This window comes from Micromonospora sp. NPDC048905 (genome assembly GCF_040649655.1).
Lineage (GTDB): Bacteria > Actinomycetota > Actinomycetes > Mycobacteriales > Micromonosporaceae > Micromonospora.
Window position 1 is genome coordinate 36,565 of sequence record NZ_JBEZFV010000017.1, and the last position, 14,693, is coordinate 51,257.

The 14,693-nt window shown below is 71.8% G+C and carries 15 protein-coding genes; 6 read left to right on the plus strand and 9 right to left on the minus strand.

What is annotated here, in order from left to right:
* Positions 1-496 precede the first annotated feature (496 nt).
* On the plus strand, positions 497-1,765 hold the full coding sequence (locus tag AB0C01_RS30220; RefSeq protein WP_357572742.1) for an Ig-like domain-containing protein: 1,269 nt from the start codon (positions 497-499) through the stop codon (positions 1,763-1,765).
* Positions 1,766-1,822: 57 nt separating this feature from the next.
* Here AB0C01_RS30220 and AB0C01_RS30225 read toward each other — a convergent pair whose 3' ends face one another.
* A complete protein-coding gene (locus AB0C01_RS30225) occupies positions 1,823-2,839 on the minus strand; it encodes an SMP-30/gluconolactonase/LRE family protein (RefSeq protein ID WP_357248907.1) in 1,017 nt (338 codons plus the stop codon).
* A 156-nt stretch (positions 2,840-2,995) separates the two neighbouring features.
* On the opposite strand from AB0C01_RS30225, the gene AB0C01_RS30230 reads away from it, so the two are divergent.
* Positions 2,996-3,382, plus strand: coding sequence for an STAS domain-containing protein (locus tag AB0C01_RS30230; protein WP_357572743.1), 387 nt, complete (start codon positions 2,996-2,998; stop codon positions 3,380-3,382).
* A gap of 168 nt (positions 3,383-3,550) precedes the next feature.
* Here the strand turns inward: AB0C01_RS30230 and AB0C01_RS30235 are convergent, their stop codons facing one another.
* Positions 3,551-3,943: an FKBP-type peptidyl-prolyl cis-trans isomerase gene (locus tag AB0C01_RS30235; protein ID WP_357248913.1), complete on the minus strand. Its 393-nt coding sequence runs from the start codon at positions 3,941-3,943 to the stop codon at positions 3,551-3,553.
* A gap of 317 nt (positions 3,944-4,260) precedes the next feature.
* Here AB0C01_RS30235 and AB0C01_RS30240 point away from each other — a divergent pair, with 317 nt between their 5' ends.
* Positions 4,261-5,184, plus strand: a complete 924-nt coding sequence (locus tag AB0C01_RS30240) for a TerC/Alx family metal homeostasis membrane protein (protein WP_357572790.1) — start codon at positions 4,261-4,263, stop codon at positions 5,182-5,184.
* Positions 5,185-5,290: 106 nt separating this feature from the next.
* On the opposite strand, the gene AB0C01_RS30245 is transcribed toward AB0C01_RS30240, so the two are convergent.
* From AB0C01_RS30245 to AB0C01_RS30265, 5 genes are all read right to left on the minus strand, one after another.
* The gene (locus AB0C01_RS30245) at positions 5,291-6,394 is read right to left on the minus strand and encodes a DUF4037 domain-containing protein (protein ID WP_357572744.1); all 1,104 of its coding nucleotides are present in this window, start codon (positions 6,392-6,394) and stop codon (positions 5,291-5,293) included.
* A 246-nt stretch (positions 6,395-6,640) separates the two neighbouring features.
* Positions 6,641-7,201, minus strand: coding sequence for a hypothetical protein (locus tag AB0C01_RS30250; RefSeq protein WP_357248919.1), 561 nt, complete (start codon positions 7,199-7,201; stop codon positions 6,641-6,643).
* A complete protein-coding gene (locus AB0C01_RS30255; protein ID WP_357572745.1) occupies positions 7,198-7,719 on the minus strand; it encodes a DUF6286 domain-containing protein in 522 nt (173 codons plus the stop codon). Before AB0C01_RS30255 ends, AB0C01_RS30250 begins: the two co-directional genes overlap by 4 nt.
* A 1-nt stretch (position 7,720) precedes the next feature.
* Positions 7,721-8,035 (minus strand): Asp23/Gls24 family envelope stress response protein, encoded by a 315-nt coding sequence (locus AB0C01_RS30260; RefSeq protein ID WP_357248925.1) that lies wholly within the window; start codon positions 8,033-8,035, stop codon positions 7,721-7,723.
* Positions 8,032-8,223 (minus strand): hypothetical protein, encoded by a 192-nt coding sequence (locus AB0C01_RS30265; protein ID WP_357572746.1) that lies wholly within the window; start codon positions 8,221-8,223, stop codon positions 8,032-8,034. The genes AB0C01_RS30260 and AB0C01_RS30265 overlap by 4 nt, the downstream gene beginning before the upstream one ends.
* Before the next feature lie 162 nt (positions 8,224-8,385).
* Here AB0C01_RS30265 and AB0C01_RS30270 point away from each other — a divergent pair, with 162 nt between their 5' ends.
* Complete coding sequence (locus AB0C01_RS30270; RefSeq protein WP_357572747.1) at positions 8,386-9,267, plus strand: DUF2726 domain-containing protein; 882 nt, start codon at positions 8,386-8,388, stop codon at positions 9,265-9,267.
* A gap of 284 nt (positions 9,268-9,551) precedes the next feature.
* The gene (locus tag AB0C01_RS30275; RefSeq protein WP_357572748.1) at positions 9,552-10,841 is read left to right on the plus strand and encodes a hypothetical protein; all 1,290 of its coding nucleotides are present in this window, start codon (positions 9,552-9,554) and stop codon (positions 10,839-10,841) included.
* Between the two features lie 127 nt (positions 10,842-10,968).
* Here AB0C01_RS30275 and AB0C01_RS30280 read toward each other — a convergent pair whose 3' ends face one another.
* Together AB0C01_RS30280 and AB0C01_RS30285 are read right to left on the minus strand one after the other, a co-directional pair.
* Positions 10,969-11,316 carry an Lsr2 family protein gene (locus AB0C01_RS30280; protein WP_357248937.1) on the minus strand — a complete coding sequence of 116 codons (348 nt, stop codon included), beginning with the start codon at positions 11,314-11,316 and terminating at the stop codon, positions 10,969-10,971.
* 139 nt (positions 11,317-11,455) lie between these two features.
* Positions 11,456-12,061: a response regulator transcription factor gene (locus AB0C01_RS30285; protein ID WP_357572749.1), complete on the minus strand. Its 606-nt coding sequence runs from the start codon at positions 12,059-12,061 to the stop codon at positions 11,456-11,458.
* Positions 12,062-12,257: 196 nt separating this feature from the next.
* On the opposite strand from AB0C01_RS30285, the gene lon reads away from it, so the two are divergent.
* Complete coding sequence (gene lon, locus AB0C01_RS30290; protein ID WP_357572750.1) at positions 12,258-14,588, plus strand: endopeptidase La; 2,331 nt, start codon at positions 12,258-12,260, stop codon at positions 14,586-14,588.
* Positions 14,589-14,693 lie beyond the last annotated feature (105 nt).

Below are 14,693 nucleotides of genomic sequence, written 5' to 3' on the forward strand. Positions count from 1 at the left end.
CGGCAGGCTGATCGACTAATGGGCAACCCTCTATCTGGAAAGTGACCTTACCCTTGCCCCCGGACGAAGGCAAAGCTTCGTCGCGTTCGGCAGAAGTTTCGCTCCAGTCGACAAAAGTCCGGCCCCGAGGTGCGCGGACCCGATCTCACCGGACCCGACCCGGCCGCGAACCGAGCGTGATCCACCCGGGACCCGAGCGGCATCGCCGCGCTTCCCGGCATGATCCACTCGCGCTCAGGCAACTCGCGGCATCGGGACGTACCGACGCGCCGGCTGCACCGACGCCGAGTCGATCACGAACGGGACGACCGCACCCGCCCGGCTCAAGCGGAGCAGAGGGCCAGAGACCTGTCGGTTGAACGCCTGATCCGCCAACTGGAACATCACCGGAAAATGCGTCGGTAAATGCGCCGCCGATTATTTCGGAATGCGACGGATATGCCTGCTGAGCAGGTGAGAATGTGGCGGAGGGAAGTCGAAACGGGGGGGACTGAACATGACGTCTAGGCGGCGATTGACGCTGTTGGCGGTAACCATCGCAGCCGCACCACTCGTCCTGGGTGGGTGCACCGCCGACCGGGATCCGGCCAATGGTTCGGCCAAGGACCACGTCGCCGGCCCGGAACTCGCCGTGACGCCGGCGGACAAGGCCCGCGACGTCCCGGTCAGCGCCGAGGTGGGCACCGTGGTCACGGGTGGACGGGTCACCGGGGTACGCCTCACCGACGACAAGGGCAAGCAGGTCGGCGCCGAGCCGCGCGAGGACGGCTCGGGTTGGGTGCCGACGGCGCCCCTGCAACCGCGGCGGACGTACACCGCCGAGGTGACCGCGACCGGGGACTCCGGTGCGACCACCACCCGCACCACGTCGTTCACCACCATGGCCAGATCGACCAAACCGCAGATCACCAGCACTCTCTATTTCGTGGGCAATCGGACGTACGGCACCGCGATGCCGGTAACCGTCGCGTTCGACCCGGCAATTCCGAAAGAGGCCAGAGCAGATGTCCAGCGGCGGTTGTTCGTGAAGACGAATCCGCCGCAGCCGGGCACCTGGTCGTGGATCGAGGACGGTAGTCAGGTCTATTACCGGGCGCCCGATTTCTGGAAGCCGGGGACCACGATCAGTGTCCGGGCCGGCCTCGAGGGCCTGCCGATCGGCAAGGACCGGGTCGGCGACGCCGAGCGGAGGGCCACCTCCAAGATCGGACGCCAGACGGCGCTGGAGATCGACAATGCCACCAAGCAGATGACGGTGTTGCGGGACGGCAAGCAGATCAAGCGGATCCCGGTCAGCCTGGGCAAGCCGAGCACGCCAAGCTCCAGCGGCAAGATGGTGATCATGGAGAAGCACGAGCGGACCACCTTCGACACCCGGGGTGAGCCGAACGGTGGCTACGTGGTCGACGTCGACGACGCCCAGCGCTACACCTGGGGTGGTGAGTTCATCCACTCCGCGCCCTGGTCGGAGGGCGACCAGGGCAACACCAACGTCTCGCATGGCTGCGCGAACGTCTCCGCCACCGCCGCCGACTGGTTGATGGGGATGACGCAGGTCGGTGACCTGATCACCGTCAAGGGCACCGAGGTGGAGTTGCAGCCGGGCAACGGCTGGACCGCGTGGAACGTGAGCTGGGACGAGTTCGTCCGGGGCAGCGCCCTGCCGGTGCCGCCCGGCCTCAAGCCCGCACCTGTCGCTCCGGCGCACCCGGGCGCGGTGGCCGGCGGTTCGCCCGCCCCGGCGCCCTCGGTCAGCGGTCGCTGAGACACCGGCGCCGACACCCGGGCCGGCCCGCCGCCACGACGGGCCGGCCCGGACCTGTCAGCCCAGCGGTACGCGGGCCACCCCTGGCCCGACCAGGCTGCCCAGCCAGAGGCGCCCGCCGTGCTGGCGTACCCCGGTGATCATCCGGTACCGCCCGGCCGGGCCGTGCAGCGTCCGGCGGACCGCGCCCGCGCCGTCGACGAGCGCGACCAGCCCGTAGCGGCGCGGCTGCGGCTGCAACGCGTCGGGCAGCAACGCGGCGATCTGACGCAGTCGCGGGTGCGGCAGGAGCCGCTCGGCGATCGGCACCCGTGGGCTGGGCAACGCGATCCAGTACGTCCCGTCGCCGACGGCGGAGAGATTGTCCGGGTACGCGGGCAGGTCGGCGAGCACCCGGACGCCGCCGCCCAGGTCGACGCGGAGCAGGCGGTGGGTGCTGGTCTCCACGAGCATCAGCGCCGACTCGTCCGGGGTCAGTGCGATCCCGTTGGGGAAGTACAGCCCGTCGGCCACCACGTCGGTGCGGCCGCTGCCCGGATGATGGGCCAGCACCCGACCGTTGGGGCGATGCTCCAGCAGGTCCCGCTTCCAGTGCGAGACCGGGAACCGGTCGGAGGAGTCGGTGAAGTAGATGGTGCCGTCGCGCGCCACCGTCGCGTTGTTGGCCAGGTGCACCAGGGGTGCCGTCCCGGTCAGTTCGCGGACCGCGCCGTCGGGCGTCACCCGCAGCAACCCCCGGTACGCGTCGCAGACGACGAGAGCCTCGCCGGACGTGTCCAGCTCGATGCCGAGCGGTCGGCCACCGGTCTCGGCCAGCAGTCGGGGGCGGGTGCCGACCGGCGCGTCGACCGGCCAGCACCAGAGCCGGCCGTCCTCGTCGCCGCTGATCACCCGGCCGGCGTCGTCGACGAGCACGTCCTCCGGGCCGACGGCGCCCTCGGGCAGAGGCAGCAACTCGGCCCGGTCGAGCCTCTGGTCCGTCGGAGCCCACTCCCCGGCCAACGGCGGGGGCGTGGTGGCCGGCTCACGGACGGGACGGATCAACCGGGGCGGCCGGGGACGAGGGACCAGCATCGGCCCATCCTCCACCGCCGGCGGCCGCCGACCGATGATCGACACGACCTCCACCCCGAGGAGGATGGGGAGAAGCTCGGGGTAAGACCCTGGGCGTACCCGGAATCACTCCGGCAGAGGCCGAAACTGTCGGTGGGTGCGGCTAGATTTCTCGGCATGGAAGAGCGGAACGACCGGCTGGACGTGCAGGTCAGCGTGAGTGACCAGATGGTCCTCGTGCGGGTGGCCGGCGAGGTCGACATCGCCACGGTGGCCGCCTTCCGGTCCGCGCTGTGGTCGGTGCCGGCCCGTCCGGTGCTCCAGGTGGATCTGTCCGGGCTGCGGCTGCTCTCCGCCGCCGGCGTCCGCACGCTGCTCGCCGCGCACCTGCGGGTGCGGGCGTGTGGTGGCGCACTGGTCCTGGTCGACCCGAGCCCGGTCGTGGCCCGGGTGCTGCGCGCCACCGGCCTGCACCGGGTGATGCCGATCGTGGAGCCGGCCCGGGTCGTCGAGGCCGCCCGTCGCCCGACAGTCGAGCCGGAACACCTGCAACTGGCCGCCTGACCTGACCCGGAGCGGCCCCCGCGATCCGAGGAGACCGCCCCGGGGCCGTCGGCGCGCCGACGACCCCCGAGCGATCCGACCTGCGGGGCCGTCGCCACGCGCCGGCGACCTCCGAGCGATCCGACCTGCGGGGCCGTCGGCACGCGCCGACGACCCCCCGAGCGTCGGTCAGCGCACGCCGAGCAGGTCGACGACGAACACGAGCGTCTCGCCCGGCTTGATGACGCCGCCCGCGCCGCGGTCGCCGTACCCCAGGTGGGGCGGGATGGTCAGACGACGGCGGCCGCCGACGCGCATGCCGACGACGCCCTGGTCCCAGCCGGCGATGACCTGACCGCCGCCGAGCGGAAACTCGAACGCCTCGCCCCGGTTCCAGGACGAGTCGAACTCGCCGCCGGTGGAGTGCGACACGCCGACGTAGTGCACGCTGGCGAGCTGGCCCGGTTCGGCCTGCGGTCCCTCACCCACGGTGATGTCCTCGATCACGAGGTCGGCCGGCGGCGCACCCTCGATCGGACCCACCTCGGGCTTGCCGGATGAGGCGCCTGCTGCCTGGTTCATGCGGGGATCTCCTGCCGTGTCGGTTGATGTGTCCGGTCACCTCGATCCTGCCGGATCACCCCCCACCGATGTGCGGCAGACCCGCCCACCCCGACCCCAGCCCCACCCCAACCATGCGTCGATCTTGCACTTTCGGTCGCCGGTATGCCCGTATTCACGCCCTTCGTCGGGGCAGTAAGTGCAAGATCGGCGGGCGGGACCGACTTCCTCGGAGCCCCGGTGGGGGCGGGGGCGCACCCTTAGGCTCGAAAGCGGTCCGCGGGTTGGGTGGGCCGTGGTCGAGGCGGAGGGCACCGGTGGCTGAGGCGACGGTCACGGTGCCGCTGTGGGCCTGGGCGGCGACCAGCGCGCTGATCGCCGCGCTGCTCGCCGTGGACGTGCTCCTGCACCGGGACAACCACGTCATCGAGCTACCCGAGGCGGTGCTCTGGAGCGCCGTCTGGATCGGCGCGGGTCTGCTGTTCGGGCTGGCCCTCTGGTGGGGCCTCGGCGGCGACCCGGCCATCGCGTACTTCTCCGGCTACCTGTTGGAGAAGGCGCTCTCGGTGGACAACGTGTTCGTCTTCGCCCTGCTCTTCGGCTACTTCCGTGTGCCACCGGGTTTTCAGCACAAGGTGCTGTTCTGGGGTGTCGTCGGGGCGCTCGTCTTCCGCCTGCTGTTCATCTTCGCCGGCGCCGAACTGTTGGACCGGCTCACCTGGGCCGGGTTCGTGCTGGGCGCCTTCCTGATCTGGACCGGCTGGCGGCTGGCCGTCCGCGGTAAACCGGACGTCGACCCGGACCGCAACGTCGTGGTCCGACTCTTCCGACGGCTGGTGCCCACCGACGCCCGCTACCACGACGACAGGTTCACCGCTCGGGTCGCCGGCCGGCGGGTCGCGACGTTGCTTCTGGTGGCGCTCGTCGCCATCGAGGCCACCGACGTGGTCTTCGCCATCGACTCGGTCGCGGCGATCCTCGCCATCACCACGAACACGTTCCTGGTGTGGACGGCGACCGCCTTCGCCGTACTGGGACTGCGCAGCCTCTACTTCTGCCTCGCCGGCCTGCTACGCCAGTTCGGCTACCTGCGGTACGGGCTCGCGCTGCTGCTCGCTTTCGCGGGGCTGAAGCTCATCCTCGCCGAGACGCCGGTGGGCAAGCTGCCGGTCTGGTCGACATTCGCGGTGGTGGTGGCGACCCTGGCGATCTCCATCGGGGCCAGCGTCGTGGCCGCGCGCCGACCCGGCGTCGACCGCTGATCCGCTGACCCGCCGGACCGCCCGCCTCAGCCGACCACTACCGGTCGAGAGCTCTCGGATTCGGAATTACTGAAGCTCCTGCTTGTCGGCAAACGGTGCGTGTTCGCTACTGGTCGGGCGGGTAGAGGGCGGCGGCAAGCGCACGGCTGCGGGTGTGGTGGCCGAGTGCGTCGGTGTTGTCGACGAACTGGTCGATGGCTCCGGTCACCGGCAGTGCTCGCAGGGCGGGGTCGCTTATGGCGCGGATCAGCGCCTTGGTGAAGCGTTCCGCGTGCAGGACGCGGAAGGGCCGGTCGTGATAGAGCCGGGCGCGCGGGTCGACCGGCGCGGTCAGGTCGAGGTCGTTGTGCTGGGCCGCGGTGGCCTCGTAGGCGGTCACGAGATGGTGCTCGCGGTCACGCCAGTTGTCGGCGGCCAGCGCGGCGGTCAGTGTGGCGGCGAGTTGGCCGGTGTCGGGCAGGCGGGTCAAGGCGGTGCCGAGCCATTTGCTGTAGGGCGGGTAGGTCTTGCCGATCAGCAGGCGCAGCCGCATGAGGTCGCGGACCAGGCGGGCGGCCACGACCGCCGAGCCGAGTTCGTCACCGACCTCGCCGCAGCGGCCGACGAATGCTTCCTCCTGGCTGATGCGCTGCCATTGACAGGCGAGCACGTAGCGCCACACGTCGTCGGGATACCAGGCCAGCGCTCGCCGCGCCGTGTGCAGGACACCGATTCCGTCGTGGTGCACGGCGCCGGTGGTGGCCTCTGCCAGGGTCTGGGTCGGGGTGGCCAGCCAGTCTCGGGTTGTGATGCCGGTCAGCGGGTCGAAGCCGAGGTGACCGGTCAGCCAGTCGCCGAGTTCGGCGATCACGACGCCGTGCTGGGCGCGTCCGGTCGTGTGCCGCAGGTGGCGGGTGCCGTGGTCGGTGGGGACCAGGCTGGTGGGATAGCCGGCGATCGTGGTGGGCAGCCGTTCGCTGAGCAGGTTGTCGATTCCGGTGCCGTGGCGGGCAAGATTCTCGGCGGTGAGGAACAGGTGCAGTCGCGGACCCCAGTCGTGGTCGGTCGAGCGCTGTGTGTCGAACCCGAGGACCTCGGATCCGGCGCCGATCAACGCCGCGCTGTGGGTGACGTCGGGGAGGTGCCGAGACAGCAAGGGCTGGACCGCGTCGGCGTAGAGCCGCCGGGACAGCTCGACGCCGGAGATGAAGTTCACGGACACGCTCGGCATCCTCGCAGCGCGGACCGATCGTCGGCGACGGATTTCCGCTGTTTCGGGGCAAGCCCGATCGTCGGTGAGGGCCAGGTGGCCACGACGCCGGTGTAGCGGGTGCCAACTTGGATGCTCAGGCCGAACAGGTCGGCCAGGCGGCGAACATCGCCGCCGGTGGCGTGGGCCCCGTCGAGGATGCGGTCTTCGCGGATCGCGGCGATCGACAGGTCGGCCCGGTTCGGCGCCGGGCCGGCTGGGCGTCGGTCAGGGCCGGCCCGGTTCGATGTGGGCGGTCACGTCGAGGTGCGCCGGCTGGCAGTCGGTCGTCGCCGCGAACCGGCGGACGGCGGCGCGGACGTGCTCGCGGACACCCGCGGTCGTCGCGTCGGCGGTCAGGTCCACCCGGATCCACACGTCGGGGTGCGGCGGCTCGCCGGTGAGCACCACGCGGGCCCGGCGTACCCCGGGGTTGCCGGTCAGGTCGCGGACCAGCGCGTCGGTGAGGACGTCGGCGGCCAGCCGGGTCCGGCCCGGTCGTCGCCCGGGGTGGCTCAGGGTGCCGCGCAGCGTACCGGCGGGTCGTCGCACCTCCCGGGCCAGCAGGCGTTGCCCGGCCAGGGCGACCAGCGCCCCGCCGACCGCCGCCGCCAGGGTGCTCCACGGTGTGGCCATCCGCCACCGTTCCAGCAGCCCGACGCTGAGCACCACCGCCTGTGGATCGGCGCCGGGCAGGCTGCCGTGGCCGGCCGCCAGCGTCACCGCGCCGCCTCCCACCAACAGCAGCGCGACGACTGTCCACAGCAGGCGGTGTCCGGCGTTGGTCATGCCGGGCGCCGGCGGGGTTGGAGCCGGACGTCGATGTGGCCGGAGCGGGGCGCCGTGAGCCGGTGCAACTCCTGGTGCACCGCGTACTCGATCTCCGCCCGGGCGGCCGGGTCACCTGTCGCGCGCACCCGGGGGCGCCACTGGCCGCCGCGCCGTCGGACCCGGACCCGGGCGCGGCGTACGCCCGGCACCGCGCTGGCGGCGTCGGCCAGCCGCCGCTCCACGCTGCGCCGGTGCAGGTGCCAGCCGTCGCGGTCGTCGGTGCGCAACCGCGCGGGCGTCCAGGGGCGCAGTTGGGCGACCAGGATGGCCAGGCCCAGCAGTACGGCGCCGCCGGCCACCGCCTGGACGACCGGGTCGCGCCACCGGGTGCCGCTCAGGGCGTCGAGCCAGCCGGTGGGGTCCAGTGGCGCCGGCCGGTGCAGGGCGAGGAGCAGTGCCTGGACGGCCACCAGCGTCCCGCCGACGAGCAGGGCGGTGGCCAGCAGCAGCGAGGCGATCCGGTTGACGCTGCGCATCTCAGCCGCCCTCGGCGGTCGCGGGGGCGGCGGAGACGTCGACGCCCGGGACGAGCAGGTCGTCCACGGTGACTGTCACCACCGCCACGCGGAGCCCGGTGCTGGCGGCCACCCGGTCGGCGACCACCGCCCGGACCGTCTCGGCGATGGCGGGCACGCTGTGCCCGTACCAGGTGATCAGGTGTAGGTCGAGGCCGACGGACCGGTCGTCGAGGCGGACCGCCGCCGGGCGGACGACGGACACGCCCGGCACGTGGCCGGCCGTCTGGACCGCGATCCGCGCGACCTCGGCCGCGTCGGCGGGGTGGGTGGTCATCGGCGGCGCCGCGGGTGCGGGTGGCGGTCGCCGAGGCCGGTCACCGTGAGGTCACCGTCGAGCACCCGGACCACCAGCCAGCCGAGCAGGCCCGCGAGCACGGCGAGGGCGGCCACGCCGATGCCGGCGAGTGCCCCGACCGCCACGGCGAGAAACCCGGCGAGGAAGCCGAACTGCTGTCGCGACATGCTCACCTCCGGCCGGTCCGGTACCGGCGGTGGCTGGATACACCCGTCGGGCGTCCCTGGAACGTCGGTCGTCTGTGATTCAGGTCACAGCCCGACTCGGAGTCCCATGATCGAGCACCTAGACTCGGCCCGGCTCGACCGACCGGCGGATGGATCAGGCAGATGACGAGCATCGGCAGCGACGACCGCGCTTGGCTGCGGGCGCTGCCCGCCGACGGCGGACGCGAGCCGCTGTTCGGTCGCGCCGGCCACCGGGTCCACCCGGCACTTCGGCTCAGCGATCTGGTCCAGGGTCGCCCGCCCGGGGTCACCGGCAGTCAGTGGAGTTCGGCCAGCCGTGCCAGCTTCGACCTCGTGATCTGCGCCGCCGACACCGGCCGGGCGATCGTCGCCGTGCAGATGGGGCCGGTCGCCTCCGCCGGCTCGGCGCAGCAGCGCGTCGAGCGACTCACCGACGCGGTGAGCGCGGCCGCCGGCCTGCCCGTGCTGCGGATCGGGTCGCCCACGTTGCGGGCCGCCGAGCACGGCCGGCGCCTCGTGGAGTACGTGATCGACGCACGCGCCTACGTGGCGGGCGGCGCCGGGGCGACCGTCGATGGGGACGACCCGGCCCCGGTGAGCTTCCGGGACATCCTCGGTCGGTTACCGGACGGCCGTACCGGGCCGGTCAACGACCTCGGCGCGCTGAGCCGCGCGGCGGTGGTCGACGCGTACGTGGCGGGACGGGTTGCCGACCCGATCGTGCGAGGACTGCACGTGCGGTGGGCCGACGGGACGGCACAGGGGTGGAGTTGGGTGCAGGTCCGCCCCGACGCGTGCCTCGTCGAGCGGGTCTCGGTGACCGAGCACCGCTTCTCCTGCGGCATCAACGCGGCCCAACTGGCCGAGGATCTCGCCACCGTCGCGGTGGGGGAGCGGCTGCGCACGAACGCCGGCACTGACCTGTTGCCCTGCGCCGAGTTGACCGCGCAGATTGTCGCGCTGAGCCGCCGCCGTGACGAACTGGTCGGCGGGTTCGCCTTCGACCACCTCTGCGCCGACTGACCGGCGCCCGTTCTTCCTGCTGACACCGGCTCCGGATCCGGCCCCGGCAATTTCCTGCCCGACGGTTGAACCTTCCCGGTCGCCGTCCCGTACTCCTGCGCGAATGAACAGGATCTCCCCATCCGCGTCCGCCGGGCGCGGGAGACGGTGCGGAAAGGGCATCGTCGGCCATCGACGCATTACCCGGGTAGGTCACGGTGCTCACCGCCGTGGCGTGCCCTCTCACATCCGTCGGTCCGCCGAGGGCAGGAATCCACTACCGGATCGAGAAGGAGAGCAATTCGATGCGCAGGTCCACACGGGCGAGCCGGCCATCCGGCAACGCGCGGAGCAAGCGTCTGCTGGCCGTTGTCGGCACGCTCGTGGTCTTCGGCGGAGTCGTCGCCGTGACCCAGATTTCGTCGGCCCAGGACCGGCGGACAAATAAGCCGCGTCCGGCTGCCGGACAGTGCGTGGAGCCGAGCCCGGGTTCGACCGCGCCGGCTGGCGGCGCCTCGACCAGCCGGACCTGGCAGAACGGCCGGTGGGTGCGTAACCACTGGGGTGACGGACAGCAGTCGGTCCCCGAGTGCGAGGACGGCAAGGACGGCACGGTGGGCACCGGCACGGCCATCGCGTGTCCGGATGTGACGGCGAAGTTGCCGCAGGTGCCGGCCCAGGCGCGGGCCGAGGTGGATCGCGGTCTCGCCCAGTTGCAGGCCCAGATCGCCGAGGCGGACCGCCGGCTGGCCGCCGAGGGCAACAAGGGTGAGGCGTTCATCCGCAACGCCATCCTCCAGCCGCTGGCCGGCAAGCGGCGCGCGGTGCTGGACCGGATCACGACCGCGATCGACCGGGTCGGACCTCGGCCGCAGGGCCTCGCGCAGCTCGCCGACTGTCAGGTGCAGCCGACCGGCAACAACGGCGGCGGCAGCACGCCCACCACCACTCCCGGTGGCGGCAACAACGGTGGCGGCAACAACGGTGGCGGCAACAACGGTGGCGGCAACAACGGTGGCGGCAACAACGGTGGCAACGCCCCCGGCGCCGGGCTCGGCGTGCTGGCCAACGACTGCGACGAGAGCCGGCTCCAGCCGCACGACGGTTTCCAGATCGGCAACCGCTGCGTGAGCACCGAGTTCGGTGAGGTCGGCGCCGCCGCCAACAACCCGTCCCTGCTGATTACCCAGTTCCCCCAGCAGGTCGGCCAGAACCAGGCCTTCACCCTGCGGGTCAGCACCCGCAACCTGATCCGGGACCGCTTCCTGGCCGCCGGTCAGGGTGGCTACTACGTGGAGAGCTCGCTGCTCAACGCCCAGGGCCTGGTCCGGGGTCACTTCCACACCGCCTGCCGGATGCTGGACAGTCTGACCGCCCCGCCGGAGCCGCAGGAGGTGCCCGCGTTCTTCGTCGCGACCGAGGACGGCCGCGGTGGTGCCCAGCCCGACGAGGTGACCATCCAGATTCCGGGCCTGCCGGAGTCGGGTACCGCGCAGTGCTCCGTCTGGGCCGGTGACGGCTCGCACCGCCTGCCGATGATGGAGCGGGCCAACCAGACCCCCGCCTTCGACTCGGTACGGATCACCGTCAACTGACCCGGCACGACCGGCGGTGGCCGGTCACCCGGGCGATGACCCTGGGTGACCGGCCACCGTCGTGTCGTGCCGGAACAATCCGACGGGGTCCCGCCGTCACGGCGGGACCCCGTCGGCAACGTACGTGTCAGCGCGCCTTGTACGCCTCGACGACCTCAACCGGGATCCGACCCCGCTCGGAAATTTTGTAGCCGTTCTTGACGGCCCATTCCCGGATGGCCCGGTTCTGCTCCCGATCCATTCCGGCACCGACGGGTCGTCCGGGCCTCCGGATCGATCGGGTGCTCTCCACCGGGCCGCGCCCGATCCGCCGACCCGCATTGATGTACGGATCCAGCGACTTCCGCAAGACGCCGGCATTTTCGTCCGAGACGTCGATCGTGTAGGCCACTCCGTCGAGACTGAACTCGACCGTCCGGTCGGCCTTGCCGCCGTCGAGGTCGTCGGTCAGGACCGTGATTACTTTTCTCGCCATTGCCGATTACTCCCTGTGTCCGGCGGGATGTGTCCAAAGTCTGACCTATCACCCCGGTAATCCGCAACAATATGCGTCCCATTCGGCGCGTCGTGATTCCCGTACCGAAAAAACCGTGAATCGGTGCGATGACGGAACCTCAATCGAGCAGGCCGGTGTGCCCGGCCACAGCGGCCGCCTCGGCCCGGTTGGACACCCGCAGCCTGCGCAGCAACGCGGCGGTCATCCGTTTCACCGTCCGTTCCGAGACGTGCAGTTCCTCGCCGATGTCGACTGTCGTACGGCCGGCGGCGATCGCGCGCAGCAGTCGCCGTTCCTCGCCGTCCAGGTCGACGGACGTGGCGTGTGCGGGGCGCAGCATGGCACGGAGCAACTCGGCGGGGAGCACCGCCCAGCCATCGAGGATGGCCAGCAGCGGGGGCAGCAGTTCCTCCGGTTCGCTGGTCTTCGGCAGGAACCCCTCGGCGCCGGCCCGCAGCGCCTCCACCGCCGGAGCGGTGTCGACGGAACCGGACATCGCGACCACCCGTACCCGTGGGGTGGTCCGCCTGATCGCGGCCACCGCCCGGATCCCGCCGGGTGCCGGCATGTGCAGGTCGACCAGGACCAGGTCGGGCCGGCAGCGGCTGGTCAGCGCGGCCGCGGCGGCGGCGTCGCCGGTCGACGCGACCACCTCGGCCCGGCCGTCGGTGGTGATCGGAAGCAGTAACTCCAGCCCGCGGACGAAGAGGGGGTGATCGTCCACGACGACGAGTCGAAGGGTTGCTGCTCCCGGCATGTCTGCGCCGTTCCCCAGCGGGTACCGATCATGCGGGTACGCACCGAACGAGGGAAGTCGGGTGGAACCCTCCCTGGAGTGGTCTGGGTCACAGTCCGGAACAAGGGGAACGCTTTGTTACTTGAGTGAGACACGCTCAACTCAACGCGATAGCAGGTGTTCGATGGCAACTCTTCCGGTACTTCCCCTGACCGACGCCGTGCTGCTGCCCGGCATGGTCATCCCGGTGACCCTCGACCCGACCACCCAGGCCGCGATCGACGCGGCCCGGGCGACCGGCGATCGCCAGCTGCTGGCCGTGCCGCGCATCGACGGCGAGTACGGCCCGGTCGGCGTCGTCGCCACCATCGAGAAGGTTGGCCGGCTGCCCGAGGGTGAGCCCGCCGCCGTCATCCGTGGCCTGTCCCGGGCCCGGATCGGCTCTGGCGTGCCCGGCCCCGGCGCCGCCCTCTGGGTCGAGGCGACCGAACTCGACGAACCCGCTCCCGCCGGCCGCGCCCGGGAACTCGCCCGCGAGTACCGCGCCCTGGTGACCTCCGTGCTCCAACAGCGAGGCGCCTGGCAGGTCATCGACGCGGTGGAGCGGATGACCGACCTGTCCGAGCTGGCCGACTCCGCCGGCTACGCACCCTGGTTGACCCTGGACCAGAAGACCGAGCTGCTCGGCGCGCCGGACGTCACCGCCCGGCTGGAGCTGCTGGTCGGCTGGGTGAAGGACTACCTGGCCGAGCAGGAGGTCACCGAGCAGATCAACAGTGACGTCCGCGAGGGGCTGGAGAAGTCCCAGCGGGAGTTCCTGCTGCGCCAGCAGCTCGCCGCGATCCGTAAGGAACTGGGAGAGGACGAGCCGGACGGCTCGGCCGACTACCGCTCCCGGGTCGAGTCCGCCGAGCTGCCGGAGAAGGTCCGCGAGGCGGCGATGCGCGAGGTCGGCAAGCTGGAGCGGGCCAGCGACGCCTCCCCGGAGGCCGGCTGGATCCGCACCTGGCTCGACACCGTGCTCGAAATGCCGTGGGGCACGCGTACCGAGGACAACACCGACCTGGCCGCGGCCCGGGCGGTGCTCGACGCCGACCACGCCGGCCTGGCCGACGTGAAGGACCGCATCCTGGAGTACCTGGCCGTGCGCAACCGGCGGGCCGAGCGCAACCTCGGTGTGGTCGGCGGTCGCGGCTCCGGCGCGGTGCTCGCCCTCGCCGGCCCTCCCGGGGTCGGCAAGACCAGCCTCGGCGAGTCCGTGGCACGCGCGCTCGGGCGCAACTTCGTCCGGGTGTCGCTCGGCGGCGTCCGCGACGAGGCGGAGATCCGCGGTCACCGGCGCACCTACGTCGGCGCGCTGCCCGGTCGGATCGTCCGCGCGCTGCGCGAGGCCGGCTCGATGAACCCGGTCGTGCTCCTCGACGAGGTGGACAAGCTGGCCGCCGGCTACGCCGGTGACCCGGCCGCCGCCCTGCTGGAGGTGCTCGACCCCGCCCAGAACCACACCTTCCGGGATCACTACCTGGAGGTCGACCTGGACCTGTCCGACGTGCTGTTCCTGGCCACCGCCAACGTGGTGGAGTCCATCCCCGGCCCGCTGCTGGACCGGATGGAGCTGGTCACCCTGGACGGCTACACCGAGGACGAGAAGGTCGCCATCGCCCGCGACCACCTGCTGCCCCGGCAGCGGGAGCGGGCCGGGCTGACCGCCGACGAGGTGGAGATCGCCGACGAGGCGTTGGCGCTGATCGCGGGGGAGTACACCCGGGAGGCCGGGGTCCGGCAGCTCGAGCGTGGCCTCGCCAAGATCCTGCGCAAGGTGGCGGTGACGCTGGCGACCGACCCGTCGCCGGTACGCGTCGACACCGACAACCTCGCCACCTATCTGGGACGGCCGAAGTTCACCCCGGAGTCGGCGGAGCGTACCGCCGTGCCCGGCGTGGCGACCGGCCTCGCCGTCACCGGCGCCGGTGGCGACGTGCTCTTCATCGAGGCGACGAGCATGGAGGGCGAGCCGGGGCTGACCCTGACCGGCCAGCTCGGCGACGTGATGAAGGAGTCGGCACACATCGCCCTGTCGTACCTGCGCTCCAACGGGCGCCGGTTCGGCATCGACCCGAACGTCCTGGCCGGACGCCGGATCCACGTCCACTTCCCGGCGGGCGCGGTGCCCAAGGACGGCCCGAGCGCCGGCATCACCATGGTCACGGCCCTGGCGTCGCTGGTCACCGGCCGGCCGGTCCGCCCCGAGTTCGGGATGACCGGCGAGGTGACGCTCTCCGGTCGGGTGCTGCCGATCGGCGGGGTGAAGCAGAAGCTGCTCGCCGCGCACCGGGCCGGTCTCACCGAGGTGATCATCCCGGCGCGTAACGAGCCCGACCTGGACGACCTGCCGGCCGAGGTGCGCGAGGCGCTGACCGTGCACACCCTGGCCGACGTGGCCGACGTGCTCGCCCTGGCGCTGCGCCCGGCCGACGTCACGACGCTTGACGGGCCGGCGCTCTTCAAGGTCTGACGCTCCGACCACCAAGGACCCCCGCCGTCAGCGCAGACGGCGGGGGTCCTTGGCGTACGCGGAACAGGTCTACTGTCTCGCCTGAACCCTCAACCACCTCTCCGC

Bases quoted from the DNA above. Each gene is read 5' to 3' on its own strand.
- AB0C01_RS30220 (WP_357572742.1), top strand. From the start codon at position 497: ATGACGTCTAGGCGGCGATTGACGCTGTTGGCGGTAACCATCGCAGCC.
- AB0C01_RS30225 (WP_357248907.1), bottom strand. From the start codon at position 2,839: ATGCTGGTCCCTCGTCCCCGGCCGCCCCGGTTGATCCGTCCCGTCCGT.
- AB0C01_RS30230 (WP_357572743.1), top strand. From the start codon at position 2,996: ATGGAAGAGCGGAACGACCGGCTGGACGTGCAGGTCAGCGTGAGTGAC.
- AB0C01_RS30235 (WP_357248913.1), bottom strand. From the start codon at position 3,943: ATGAACCAGGCAGCAGGCGCCTCATCCGGCAAGCCCGAGGTGGGTCCG.
- AB0C01_RS30245 (WP_357572744.1), bottom strand. From the start codon at position 6,394: ATGCCGAGCGTGTCCGTGAACTTCATCTCCGGCGTCGAGCTGTCCCGG.
- AB0C01_RS30250 (WP_357248919.1), bottom strand. From the start codon at position 7,201: ATGACCAACGCCGGACACCGCCTGCTGTGGACAGTCGTCGCGCTGCTG.
- AB0C01_RS30255 (WP_357572745.1), bottom strand. From the start codon at position 7,719: ATGCGCAGCGTCAACCGGATCGCCTCGCTGCTGCTGGCCACCGCCCTG.
- AB0C01_RS30260 (WP_357248925.1), bottom strand. From the start codon at position 8,035: ATGACCACCCACCCCGCCGACGCGGCCGAGGTCGCGCGGATCGCGGTC.
- AB0C01_RS30265 (WP_357572746.1), bottom strand. From the start codon at position 8,223: ATGTCGCGACAGCAGTTCGGCTTCCTCGCCGGGTTTCTCGCCGTGGCG.
- AB0C01_RS30270 (WP_357572747.1), top strand. From the start codon at position 8,386: ATGACGAGCATCGGCAGCGACGACCGCGCTTGGCTGCGGGCGCTGCCC.
- AB0C01_RS30275 (WP_357572748.1), top strand. From the start codon at position 9,552: ATGCGCAGGTCCACACGGGCGAGCCGGCCATCCGGCAACGCGCGGAGC.
- AB0C01_RS30280 (WP_357248937.1), bottom strand. From the start codon at position 11,316: ATGGCGAGAAAAGTAATCACGGTCCTGACCGACGACCTCGACGGCGGC.
- lon (WP_357572750.1), top strand. From the start codon at position 12,258: ATGGCAACTCTTCCGGTACTTCCCCTGACCGACGCCGTGCTGCTGCCC.